Source organism: Paenibacillus sp. (assembly GCF_035645195.1).
Classification (GTDB): domain Bacteria; phylum Bacillota; class Bacilli; order Paenibacillales; family YIM-B00363; genus Paenibacillus_AE.
Genome location: NZ_DASQNA010000006.1, coordinates 1 through 12,345 on the forward strand (window position 1 = coordinate 1; position 12,345 = coordinate 12,345).

The 12,345-nt window shown below is 62.6% G+C and carries 10 protein-coding genes and 1 pseudogene; 8 read left to right on the forward strand and 3 right to left on the reverse strand.

Going from position 1 to position 12,345, the window contains the following annotated elements; all coding sequences use genetic code 11:
* A pseudogene (locus VE009_RS00825) lies at positions 1-233 on the reverse strand (hypothetical protein); the annotation flags it as partial.
* 78 nt (positions 234-311) lie between these two features.
* Positions 312-1,337, reverse strand: a complete 1,026-nt coding sequence (locus VE009_RS00830; protein WP_325005487.1) for an alpha/beta hydrolase — start codon at positions 1,335-1,337, stop codon at positions 312-314.
* Between the two features lie 238 nt (positions 1,338-1,575).
* Between VE009_RS00830 and VE009_RS00835 the strand changes: the two genes are divergently transcribed.
* The 3 genes from VE009_RS00835 (at position 1,576) to VE009_RS00845 (ending at position 3,487) form a co-directional block, all read left to right on the forward strand.
* Positions 1,576-2,322 carry an IclR family transcriptional regulator gene (locus VE009_RS00835; RefSeq protein ID WP_325005488.1) on the forward strand — a complete coding sequence of 249 codons (747 nt, stop codon included), beginning with the start codon at positions 1,576-1,578 and terminating at the stop codon, positions 2,320-2,322.
* A 117-nt stretch (positions 2,323-2,439) separates the two neighbouring features.
* Positions 2,440-2,901 carry a MarR family winged helix-turn-helix transcriptional regulator gene (locus tag VE009_RS00840; RefSeq protein WP_325005489.1) on the forward strand — a complete coding sequence of 154 codons (462 nt, stop codon included), beginning with the start codon at positions 2,440-2,442 and terminating at the stop codon, positions 2,899-2,901.
* Positions 2,876-3,487, forward strand: a complete 612-nt coding sequence (locus VE009_RS00845) for a Spy/CpxP family protein refolding chaperone (protein ID WP_325005490.1) — start codon at positions 2,876-2,878, stop codon at positions 3,485-3,487. Before VE009_RS00840 ends, VE009_RS00845 begins: the two co-directional genes overlap by 26 nt.
* A 240-nt stretch (positions 3,488-3,727) precedes the next feature.
* On the opposite strand, the gene acnA is transcribed toward VE009_RS00845, so the two are convergent.
* Positions 3,728-6,433, reverse strand: coding sequence for an aconitate hydratase AcnA (gene acnA / locus VE009_RS00850; RefSeq protein ID WP_325005491.1), 2,706 nt, complete (start codon positions 6,431-6,433; stop codon positions 3,728-3,730).
* Between the two features lie 285 nt (positions 6,434-6,718).
* On the opposite strand from acnA, the gene VE009_RS00855 reads away from it, so the two are divergent.
* From VE009_RS00855 to VE009_RS00875, 5 genes are all read left to right on the forward strand, one after another.
* Positions 6,719-7,708, forward strand: coding sequence for an amidase domain-containing protein (locus VE009_RS00855; RefSeq protein ID WP_325005492.1), 990 nt, complete (start codon positions 6,719-6,721; stop codon positions 7,706-7,708).
* A 31-nt stretch (positions 7,709-7,739) separates the two neighbouring features.
* Positions 7,740-8,924: a D-alanine--D-alanine ligase gene (locus tag VE009_RS00860; RefSeq protein WP_325005493.1), complete on the forward strand. Its 1,185-nt coding sequence runs from the start codon at positions 7,740-7,742 to the stop codon at positions 8,922-8,924.
* Between the two features lie 330 nt (positions 8,925-9,254).
* Positions 9,255-10,412: a UV DNA damage repair endonuclease UvsE gene (uvsE, locus tag VE009_RS00865; RefSeq protein ID WP_325005494.1), complete on the forward strand. Its 1,158-nt coding sequence runs from the start codon at positions 9,255-9,257 to the stop codon at positions 10,410-10,412.
* Between the two features lie 113 nt (positions 10,413-10,525).
* Positions 10,526-11,296, forward strand: coding sequence for an enoyl-ACP reductase FabI (gene fabI, locus VE009_RS00870; RefSeq protein WP_325005495.1), 771 nt, complete (start codon positions 10,526-10,528; stop codon positions 11,294-11,296).
* Positions 11,297-11,454: 158 nt separating this feature from the next.
* Complete coding sequence (locus VE009_RS00875) at positions 11,455-12,294, forward strand: inositol monophosphatase family protein (RefSeq protein ID WP_325005496.1); 840 nt, start codon at positions 11,455-11,457, stop codon at positions 12,292-12,294.
* Positions 12,295-12,345 lie beyond the last annotated feature (51 nt).

The window sequence follows — 12,345 nt, forward strand, 5'->3', positions numbered from 1 at the left end:
CCGTGCGCCGCACCGGCGCTCGCCGCCGCTCGCGCGAGCCAGCGGTCCGCCGCCGCCTCCGCGGCCCCCAGCGCCCGCTCCCACGCCGCCAGCCACGCCTCCGCCGCGCCGTCCCCGCCGGCGGCCCCGCCCGCGCGCAGCGCCGCCGCTTGCTCTCGGCCGCGGCGCATCGCTTTCCGCGCCTCCGCCGCCAATCTTCTCCGGGCTGCATCCTCCGCAACCGCTCGAATCAATGCAAAAACCTCCCGTCAATCCCGTAATCTGCAGGCTACAGATAACGTATTCGACGGGAGGTCGGCCTATGTCGCTAGTTAGGGGAGCGCCCGCTGCAGGAACGCGCTCGCCCGGTCGACGTAATCCGTTTTCACCTTGCGGTACACGAGCTCGTGGGTCGCGTTCGGCACGAGCCAAAACTCGGATTTCGGATGCGCCGCGGTCTGATTCATCGCGATGTCGCGTATGATTTCGTACGGCGAGCGCTCGTCTAGCGTGCCGTGAATGAACAGCGTCGGAATTTCGTATGCGGTGTTCTTGATTTCTTGGTAAGGCACTTCGTTCATGCCGGAGCCGTTGACCAGCGGGTACAGCCAGCGCAGCATCGTCAAGGACGGCTCCCGCGGCAAATCGGCGTATTGCTTCAAGTTATGATACAGCGTATCCGGCTCGAGGACGAACGTGCTGTCCAAAATCATCGCGTCGATCTCCTCGCTCCGCAGGGCGGCTTGGAGCGCGGTGCCCGCGCCCATCGAGAAGCCCCATACGACGACGTCTTCGGCGCCGCGGGAGCGCGCATATCGGACGGCGCCGAGCAGGTCGTCCGACTCCCTCGCGCCGCCGGTCACGACGCGGTCGTCGTTATATACATACCCGTAATCGAACATAAGGGCGTTATAGCCGAGGTCGTGAGCGAGGCGCGCGAGCTCGTAAATCGGCACCCAAATTTCTTCCCGGTTGCCGCCGTATCCGTGCGAGAATACGATCGTTCGGTCGGACGATGCGGCGGCGGGTATGTACCAGCCTTCCAAGATGTCGCGACCGTTCTCCGCGAAGAACGAAACGTCCTCGTACGGCAATTGAAGGGTGAGCGTCGGATTGGATTGGATCGGCGCGACGTCGGGACGGGCCAAGATCCACGCGATATAGGCGTACAGTACGACGACCCCGGTGAAAGCGATCAACAGGATTGCGAGCGCGAGGCCCGCGAGCGAGGAGGCGAGATTGCGGCGGCGTTTCCCTCGTTCGAGCGCAAGGGAGCCGGCGACGTTCGTCAATGGACTGGAAGCGCTTTCGTAGGAAGCGGAAGAAAGAGACGACGACGTTGTTGCGATCGGTTCCATGTGCCGACCCTCCTCTTAACGTTAATACGGTTAAATTTATAGTACGCACGAGCAAACCGGCGGTCAATGGCTTTGTCTGAATTGTAAGACTGTTGTAAAACGGCTGTAACATAGGACTGGAAGATCATGGCCAAAGGCGCAAGATTCAAGTCTTTACGCCCGAGATTCTCGTGGTATACTTAAAATATGAAAAAGAGTTTCACTCCACGGAACGATAGCCGACGACGGGGGATCTGTGATGGAGGACGGGAAATTAACGGTTCGCGCGGTCGAGCGCGCGTTGGATATATTGTTGGTGTTTACCGAGCACACGAGCCTCGGTTTGACGGAAATCGCCGATAAGGTAGGCTTGCATAAGAGCACTGTGCACCGGCTGCTGGCTTCGCTGGAAGGGAAGGGGTTTCTCATCCGAGACGCCGGAACGGAGAAGTACCGGCTCGGATTTCGGGTTTGGGAGCTGTCCGCGCAGCTGGCGGGGCAATCGGACGATCCGGGCGCGCTGGTGCTCCCGGAGATGGAGCGGCTGCGCGATTTGGTAGGCGAGACGATCAGTTTGTATATTCGCGAGGGCAACGAGCGCATTCGCATCCAGGCGGTGCAGAGCCACCACGCGATTCGCCGGGTCGCTCCGGTCGGGGCGAGAATGCCGCTGTATGTCGGGGCGTCGAGCAAGGTGTTGCTCGCGTTCGAGGACGAGCGCGTGCGCGACGCGCTGCTCCGCTCGCCGGACTGGCCGGCGTCGATCGACCAGGCGTCTTTCCTGCGGGGGCTGGAGGATATCCGCGCTCAAGGCTATGCGACCAGCGTCGAGGAACGGGAGCCGGGAGCGGCGGCCGTGGCGGCGCCCATCCTGACGGGGAAGGGGCGGCTGGCGGCCGCGCTGGCGGTGTCCGGTCCCTCGAACCGGCTGACGCTGGAGATGATGCGCGAAATCGCGCCGCAGGTCATGGAAGCGGCAAGACGCATGGGCACGATGATGAAATAGCGATCACGGGAGCGAGCGGCGTCCATTGGGACGCCGCTTTTATTATGTGGTTTAGTTGCGCATTGCAACTAAGTAGTTGTATAATTCAACTATCACGATGACTCGGAGATGATCTTCATGAGCGATACACTGCAGCAGCTGGTGGCCGAATTCGTCCGCAGCTTCGGGCTGCACGACGGCGAGACAACGCCCTGCGGCAAACCGATCCCGGTGTCCGAGGCGCATGCGCTCGCGGAGCTGTCGGGCGGCGAAGGCCTCAGCCAGAACGAACTCGCGCGCCGCTTGCAGCTCGAGAAGAGCACCGTCAGCCGGCTTGTCGCCTCGATGGAGCGCCGCGGCTGGCTGGAGCGGCGGACGGACGGCGCCGATTCCCGCGTTCGCCGGCTGTACTTGTCCCCGGCGGGCCGAAGGGTGGCGGGCGAAGTCGAGGCGGCGCGGCGGGACAAGTTCCGGAGGCTCGCCGGTTATCTCGGAGCCGATGAAATGCAGTCCGTCGAAACAGGGCTGCGAAGCCTGCTGACGGCGCTGCGGAAAGAGAAGGAGGAAGGAAACGATGATCGGAACGAAGATGAAAGTTGATGTGCGCATGGCCGTCTTGGCCGCCGCGCTGAGCGCGCTGCTGGCCGGCTGCGCCTCCGCAGGGGGGACGGAGCCGGCTGCGAGCGGGGCGGACGCTGCGGCTCCGTACGCCGGCTACGAGACCCGCGAAATCGCGGCGTTGGCGCCAGAGCGAGTAGAATCGCTGCTCGCCGGCGGCGGGGCGGGCTACGCGCTCGCGGCTGAGGTGAACGGCTATCCGGGCCCGAAGCACGTGCTCGACTTCGCCGAGAAGCTCGAGCTGACGGCGGAGCAGCGGGCCGCGACGGAAGCGATGTACGGCGAGATGAAGGAGCGGGCGACGGAGCTCGGACGCCGCATCGTTGAGCTGGAGCGGGAGCTCGACCGCGCGTTCAAGAGCGGCGAGGCGAGCGAGGAGGAGCTGGCGAGGCTGACGGCGGACATCGCCGAGACGGAGGGACGGCTCCGGTACGTGCATCTCGAGACGCATCTGCGGATGCGGGAGGCGTTAACGGCGGAGCAGACGACGACGTACAACGAGCTGCGCGGCTACGCCGGCGATGGCGCAGGCCATGAAGGACATGGCGGCGAGCACCAAGCGCATTAGCCCTTGGCGCGGCGGTCGGCGGGGAACAGCACAAATGTCGAGCGGTCGGCCGGCAAGAGCGCAAAAAGTGTGCAATCATGGCGGTCGGCTGCGTCGGCGCGGGGAACAGCGCTCGATCGTCCCAATGACGGCCGGCGGGAACGCGCTCTCTCGGCAGCATCTATTCATTTCTGCGCACAAAAAACGCCCGGCTTCGAGTCTTAAGCTCGAAGTCGGGCGTTGTTCGTTTTACAAAATTCGTTACGCCATCAGCTGACGGAGAACCGTCTGCAGGATGCCGCCGTTGCGATAGTAGTCAACATCGACCATGGAGTCGAGGCGCACGATCGCGTCGAAGGAGAACTGCGAACCGTCGGTGCGAGTCGCCGTCACTTTTACCGTTTGACCCGGCTTCACGTCGTTGCTGAGGCCCTCGATGTCGAACGTTTCCGTGCCGTCGATGCCGAGCGTCTTCCAGCTTTGGCCTTCGACGAATTGCAGCGGGAGAACGCCCATGCCGACGAGGTTGGAGCGGTGAATCCGCTCGAAGCTCTCCGCGATGACCGCTTTCGCGCCGAGCAGGAACGTGCCCTTCGCCGCCCAGTCGCGGGAGGAGCCTGTGCCGTACTCTTTGCCTGCGATGACGACGGTCGGCGTGCCGTCCGCTTGGTACTTCATCGCCGCGTCGTAGATCGGCATTACTTCGTCCGTCGGCAGATACTTCGTTACGCCGCCTTCCGTGCCCGGAGCGACTTGGTTCCGGATGCGGATGTTCGCGAACGTGCCGCGCATCATGACTTCGTGGTTGCCGCGGCGCGAGCCGTACGAGTTGAAGTCTTCCTTCTTCACGCCGTGCTCGATCAGATACTTGCCCGCCGGCGAGTCAGCCTTAATGCTGCCCGCAGGCGAGATGTGGTCCGTCGTGACGGAGTCGCCGAGCAGCGCCAGCGTCTTCGCGCCGCGGACGTCGACGATGTCGTCCAGCTGCTCGCCGAGGTTCGTGAAGAACGGCGGGTTCTGGATGTACGTCGACTTGTCGTCCCACTCGTACAGTTCGCCTTCGGCGACCGGGATCTCGTTCCAGCGCGGGTTCGCGCGGAATACGTCGCTGTACTTCGCGGCGTAGATGCCCGGATTCATCGCGGCGTTGATCGTGTCCATGATTTCCTGGGACGACGGCCAAATGTCTTTCAGGTATACCGGCTGACCGTCCTTATCCGTGCCGATCGGCTCGGAGGAGAGGTCGATGTCGACCGTGCCCGCGAGCGCGTATGCGACGACGAGCGGCGGCGAAGCGAGGTAGTTCGCTTTGACGGCCGGGTGGACGCGGCCTTCGAAGTTCCGGTTGCCGGACAGGACGGATGCGACCGTCAGATCGTTATCCGTAATCGCGGCTTGGACTTCGTCCGGCAGCGGGCCGGAGTTGCCGATACACGTCGCGCAGCCGTAACCTGCGACGTGGAAGCCGAGCGCCTCGAGCGGCTCGACGAGACCGGCGTTCTTCAGGTACTCCGTAACGACCAGGGAACCCGGCGTCAGGGAGCTCTTCACGTAGCCCGGCTTCGTGAGGCCGCGCTCGACGGCTTTCTTCGCGAGCAAGCCCGCGCCGACCATAACGCTCGGGTTGGACGTGTTCGTGCAGGACGTGATCGCCGCGATGACGACCGCGCCGTTCTTCATTTGGGAAACGGAGCCGTCCGGATGCTTCACGTCGACGACTTCGGCGAGCTTCTCTTCGGAGAGGCCGTAGCCGCCTTTGTCGACCGGCGTGCGCACGATCGTGTTGTACGTTTCCTTCATCGCCGTCAGCTCGATGCGGTCCTGCGGACGCTTCGGGCCGGCGAGCGACGGAACGACGGTGCCGAGGTCGAGCTCGATCGTGTCGGTGAACACCGGATCCGGCGTGTCGTCCGTACGGAACATGCCTTGAGCTTTGTAGTACGCTTCGACGAGCGCGACTTGCTCTTCCGAGCGCGCCGTGCCGCGGAGGTAGTTCAGCGTTTCTGCGTCGACCGGGAAGAAGCCGATCGTCGCGCCGTATTCCGGCGCCATGTTAGCGACCGTTGCGCGGTCCGCAAGCGTAATGGAGCTGAGGCCGGAACCGTAGAATTCTACGAATTTGCCGACGACGCCTTTTTTACGCAGCATTTGGGTAACAGTCAGCGCGAGGTCGGTCGCCGTAGCGCCTTCCGCGAGCTTGCCCGTCAGCTTGAAGCCGATGACGTCCGGCGTGACGAAGTAGAGCGGTTGGCCGAGCATGCCGGCTTCCGCCTCGATGCCGCCGACGCCCCAGCCGACGACGCCGAGACCGTTGATCATCGTCGTGTGGGAGTCCGTGCCGACCAGGGAATCCGGGAATACTTCGACTTCGCCGTCGACGTTCTTCGTCGCCGCTACGGAAGCGAGGTACTCGAGGTTAACCTGGTGGACGATCCCTGTGCCCGGAGGCACCGCGCGGAAGTTATCGAACGCGGTTTGCGCCCAGCGCAGGAAGCGGTAGCGCTCTTCGTTGCGCTCGAATTCGACCTTCTGGTTGTATTCGAGAGCGTTCGTCGTGCCGAAAGCGTCGACCATGACCGAGTGGTCGATGACGAGGTCTACCGGTACGAGCGGGTTGATTTTCTTCGGGTCGCCGCCCTTTTTCTTCACGGTGTCGCGCATCGCCGCGAGGTCGACGACGACCGGAACGCCGGTGAAGTCCTGCAGTACGATACGGGACGGAATGAACGGAATTTCTTTGTTGTTGTCTTTGTTCGAAGCCCAGTTCGCGATTTGAGCGACATGCTCTTCCGTAATCGCGCGGCCGTCGAATTGACGAATCGCCGCTTCGAGCAACACCTTGATCGAGAACGGCAGCTTGGAGACGTCGCCGAATTTCGCTTCCAGATCGCTCAGCGAGTAGTACTGATATTGGCTGGAGCCGACGGAAAGCGTTTTGCGTACGCCGTAATGGTCGCGTTTCGCCATAATGTACAACCCATCCTCTCTGCACAAAATATTCTGCCCTCACGAAACCCAGTCGCATTTGCGGAACCTTTTCCCGACGGAAGAAACGATGTACATTCGCTTGTTTGTTCCACTAGATGAAACTCGATTTCATTATTGCATCTATAGTTAGTATAGCCTCTCGGGGCTTGTTGGTAAAGGGTTAAATTTCCCTCATGAAGCGCCTTCCCGGCGCATATACATGTCGATACAGCATGGTGCGTCCCGGCAGCCGAACTATATTTTTTTCACGTTGGAGGCACATTCATGAGTTGGAAACCTATATTGTATGAATATGTAAACGGCGCGAACGTTCGAGAGGCGGAAGGGGCGGCGACCGGCGCTTTGCTGCCCTCAGGCGAAAGGAGCAGGCTGAAGCGGGTGCAGGCCGCTTACGCCGAACGCGGCGCCAGGCTGCTGGATTGCGAAACGAGACTAACTCTCCGCCGGGTCCGGGAGGGCGAACGGGAAACGGTGGCCGACATCGACATGCGGCGGACGCTGCGTTTTCGCACGCGCGGCGTCGAGCACTGCGAGGAGCGCGTCGACCGGGAGCGGGTGACGCTGCAGCGCGGACCGGACAACGCGTGGGCCGTCGTGCGGGCGGAGCCGATTCTGCAAGAGCGGCGGACGGGCGGCGCCCCCGCTGCGGTCTTCGGGAGCGATGGCGCCGCACCTTCGCTGCGCGCCGCGCCGCTGCTGAACGAGCGGGTGCTCGTGCGCGGGTCGGCGGCGCCCTTCGAGCGAGCCGGGGCGTACGACCGCGAAGCGGCGCGCGCTTACGCGGAGCGGCACTGGAACGATCCGAATCCGGCGTTCATTCACTTCGACGTCGATTGCACGAACTACGTCTCCCAGTGCCTCTATGCAGGGGGAGCGCCAATGAACTATACTGGGGTGAGGGAGTCGGGCTGGTGGTACCGGGGCCGTTCCGGCGGCCGCGAGCTGTGGAGCTACAGCTGGAGCGTGGCGCACGCGCTTCATTGGTATTTGTCGGCGAGCCGGCGGGATGGGCTTGCCGCGGAGACGGTTTCCTCGGCCGCGGAGCTGACGATCGGCGATGTGATTTGCTACGATTTCGACGGCGACGGCCGGTTCGAGCACAGCGTTATCGTGACCGGCGCGGACGGCGCGGGCATGCCGCTCGTCAACGCGCATACGACGAACAGCCGCGCCCGGTATTGGGATTACCGGGACTCCTACGCTTGGACGGATCGAACCGCGTATCGGTTTTTCCGCATCCGGGATGCGTTTTAGCAAGCTATCAAGAGAAACGACGGAGGTTTCCATGAACAAGAAGATTCGAGTCGGCATCATCTACGGGGGGAAATCGGGAGAACACGACGTATCGCTCTCCACCGCCAAAGCGGTGATCGGCGAATTCGATTTCGATAAATACGAGGTGTTTCCTTTTTATATTACGAAGCAAGGCGAATGGCGGGCGGGCGCCCAGCTGCTCGCGCCGGTCGACGATAAGAAGCGCCTGACGTTCGAGAACGGCGCCGTCGTGGGCGAAAATTCGAGCGCGCTGACGCCGCTGTTCGGTGCTCTGACCGGCTCGACCGCCGCCGCTTCGGCGCCGGCCGTCTCCGCCGCGGCCGCAGCCCCCAAAGAGGTCCTTGTCGCCGCGGCCGGCGGCGCCGTCGACGCGCATGAGGTGGACGTCGTGTTCCCGCTGCTGCACGGCACGTTCGGCGAGGACGGCACGATCCAAGGGATGCTGGAAATGCTCAACATCCCGTACGTCGGCGCGGGCGTGCTCGCCTCCGCGGTCGGCATGGATAAAGTCGCGATGAAAAAAATGTTCGCCTCCGAAGGGCTGCCGCAGTGCGTGTACCGCTATTTCACCCGCAGCCAGTGGGAGCGCGACCGCTCTTATTACTTAATGGAAATCGAAATGTCGCTCGGCTACCCGTGCTTCGTAAAGCCTGCGAATCTCGGCTCGTCGGTCGGCGTGTCCAAGGCGCGCAACCGCGAGGAGCTGATCGAGGCGGTGCGCGAGGCGCTCCAGTTCGATCGCAAGGTGATCGTGGAGGAATTCGTCGACGCCCGCGAAATCGAGGTGAGCGTGCTCGGCAACGATCAGCCTCGTGCGTCCGTTCCGGGGGAAATCGCTTCCTCGAGCGAGTTCTACGATTATAAAGCGAAGTACATCGACGGGAAGTCGGTCATGACGATTCCGGCGGACATTCCGCTCGAGACGGCGCAGGAAGCGCAGGAGCTCGCCATTCGCGCGTTCCAGGCGATCGACGGCACCGGGCTGTCGCGCGTCGACTTCTTCCTGAAGAAGGACGACGGGAAGCTCCTGCTCAACGAGATCAACACGCTTCCGGGCTTCACGCCGTTCTCGATGTATCCGCTGTTGTGGAAAGAGAGCGGGCTTACGTACCGCGAGCTGCTCGACGAGCTGATCCGGCTCGCGATCGAGCGCCATCAGGAGAAGCAGAGCATCAAATACGGTCTGGACGACTAAGCGCGTCCGCCTTCGGGCGGCGCGTTTTTATTTTGTTTCGGGAGAGCGGTCGGCAGGGGCGGATGGCGGGCAGTAGGCGCAAAAATGCGGCTATTTGGCGTTTGGTGGGGCGGCTGGCGGGCAGTAGGCGCAAAAATGCGGCTATTTGGTGTTTGATGGGGCGGCTGGCGGGCAGTAGGCGCAAAAATGCGGCTATTTGGCGTTTGATGAGGCGGGTTGCGGGCAGTAGGCGCAAAAATGCGGCGAATTCACGGCAGGCAGGCTAGTTCGTGGTCCGTTTGGGAACAATACCCTTCAACGAAATCCGGCAAACAGGAGGTACCCCGTCGTATGATCGTCCGTTTCGGCTATGTCGCGATGTCCGTCCATATCAAAAACGCGTCGCCGTCCAAAACGATGACCGCCACGCTGTTCCAGACGATTCCCGACCGCGAAGCCGCCGTCCGCAAGCTCGAGCGCATCGCCGCCGAAAACCTGCACAACACGCTCCGCCTGCTGAAGCACAACAGGGCGGAAGGCATCAAGCTTTACCGCCTCTCCTCGAAGCTGATCCCGCTGCTGACGCACGAGATGCTGGAAGGGTGGGACCCGCTCGACGCGCTCGAGGAAGACTTCCGGCGGCTCGGCGACTACGCCAAGACGAACGGCATGCGCCTCAGCTTCCATCCCGATCACTTCACGGTGCTGAGCACCCCGCGCAAGGACGTGCTCCAGAAATCGGAGAAAGACCTCGATTGGCACGTCTCAATGCTCGAGCGCATGGGGCTCGACGAGCGATACAAGTGCAACATCCATATCGGAGGCACCTACGGCAACAAAGAGAAAGCGTACGAGCGCTTCCTCCGCCAATTCGCGGCGATGCCGGATCGGCTGCGGCATCGGATCACGCTGGAGAACGACGACAAGACGTTCACCGCCAAGGAAACGTTGGCAGCGTGCCAAGCGGTCGGCGTGCCCATGGTGCTCGACGTGCACCACCATGCCGTCAACAACGAGGGGGAGCGGATCGTCGAGCTGTGGGAGGACATTCAGCGCACGTGGCTGACGGAGAAGGCGCGCGCGGAAGCGGCGCTGCGGACGGCCGGGGGAGCGGCGGACAGAAGCGAAGGGGCGGCGCTCGTGCCGGAGCGGGAGCCGGTCGGCGCCTACGCAGCCGCAGCTTCCTCCGGCGGCGATGCGCATGCCGCCGCAATCGCAGCGCCCGCGTTCGCCGCGGAGGCCGCAGGCGAGCCGACGCTGACGGACGAGCTGCTCGCGCCGAAAATCCACGTATCCAGTCCGAAAAGCGACAAAGACCCGAGAGGCCACGCCGATTACGTCGATGCGGACGGCTTCTTCGCCTTCTTGCGCGACATCGCGCCGATGACGCCTCGTCTCGACGTCATGATCGAAGCGAAAATGAAAGACGACGCCTTGTTCCGCCTCGTCGAAGAGATCGCCGCGAAGCCCGGCGTGCGCCGCCTCGGAGGCGCGATCGTCGAACTGTAACCGGGGGCGAAAAATTAGCGAGATTCGACATGTTTCATTCTTGCTTTTCCCGAGAAGTTGGGGTACGTTGGAAGACAGGTGAAAAGCTTGTACATGAAAGGGAGTCGAACCGAATGGAACCGTTGTTGCAAGGAAAAACTATACTCGTTATGGGCGTCGCCAACGATCGGAGCATCGCTTGGGCGATCGCGCAATCGCTGGCCGGCCAAGGGGCTCGGCTCATTTTCACATATGAGAACGAACGCGTCGAAGAGCGCGTGAAGAAGCTGGCGGATACGATCCCGAACTCTACGGTGCTCCCGTGCAATGTGGCGGTGGACGAAGAGATCGACAATCTCGCTTCGCTCATCAAAGACCAGTTCGGCGTCATCCACGGCCTCGTGCACAGCATCGCGTTCGCGAAGACGGAAGAGCTCGAGGGCATGTACGTCGACACGTCCCGCGCCGGATTCGCGCTCGCGCATGACATCAGCGCGTATTCGCTCGTCGCGGTCGCCCAGCGCATCCATCCGCTCATGACCGAAGGCGGCAGCATCATGACGATGACGTACCTCGGCGCGGAGCGCGCGATGAAAAACTACAACGTCATGGGCGTGGCGAAAGCGGCGCTCGAAGCGAGCGTTCGCTACCTCGCGGCGGATCTCGGCCCGTCGAACATCCGGGTCAACGCGATCTCCGCAGGTCCGATCCGCACGCTCGCGGCGAAGGGCATCAGCGGCTTCAACTCGATCCTGAAGCAGGTCGAGGAGAAGGCGCCGCTGCGCCGCACGACCGAGCAAGCCGAAGTAGGCGACACGGCGCTGTTCCTGATGAGCCATTTGTCGCGCGGCATTACCGGCGAAGTCATCTACGTGGACAACGGTTATCATATCGTAGGGGTATAATCTACGGCCGGCGTCGGCTCCAGGCCGGTGTCCCGAAGGCCCGTCGTCGATTAGGCGACGGCCTTTTTTTTTCGTTTAAGGGGCATCCGTGCGAAACTGTCGGCCCGGCCCATACGTATAATTTGGATAAGCAATCGAAGGGGAGAGAACAGGAGCCGATGAGCAATCACGAACGGGAGACGTACACCGTCACCGGGAAATCGTTCACTGCGGTCGCCGTGAACATGGCGGCGAAAGCGGGCGAATATATGAAAAGCAAGCTCGGCCAAGCGACGGACGTGCGCGTGAAAACGTCGCCGCACGATCTCGTGACCGAAGTGGACAAGGGAACGGAAATTTTGATCCGCAAAATCATTCATACGTATTTTCCGACGCACGACATACTGGGGGAAGAAGGCGTAGAGCCCGGCGCGGAAGCGTCGAGGCTGGCGCTGGAAGCGGTGAAAGACCGCGAGTACGTTTGGATCGTCGATCCGATCGACGGGACGACGAATTTCATTCACGGCCTGCCGTTCTATTCGGTATCGATCGCGCTGGCGCATCGCGGCGAAGTCATCGTCGGCGTCGTGTACGACCCGTCTCGAGACGAATTGTTCGTCGCCGAGAAAGGGAAGGGCGCGTACGTGCACGGCAAGCGCATTCAGGTGTCGCCGGAGGAAGAGCTGGCGGGCAGCCTCGTCGCGACGGGCTTCCCGACCGACCGCCAACACGTGCTGCCGCTCGCGCTGAAGCAGATCGAGTCCGTAGCGCCGCGGGTGCGCAACATCCGGGCCGGCGGCTCGGCGGCGCTGCATCTCGCGTACGTCGCCGCGGGACGCCTCACCGGGTTCTGGGAGGCGAACTTGAACGCATGGGACATCGCCGCGGGCATGCTGCTCGTGCAGGAGGCCGGCGGGAAAGTGACGGACATGAACGGGGAGCCGTACGGCCTGCACGTGCGGGACGTCGCCGCGACGAACGGCCGCATTCACGACGATCTGATCGCCGCCATTCGGTAATGGGCCATAGGAGCGAGGAGGTCGGCTCGAACGGCCGCAGCCCGAATCGCT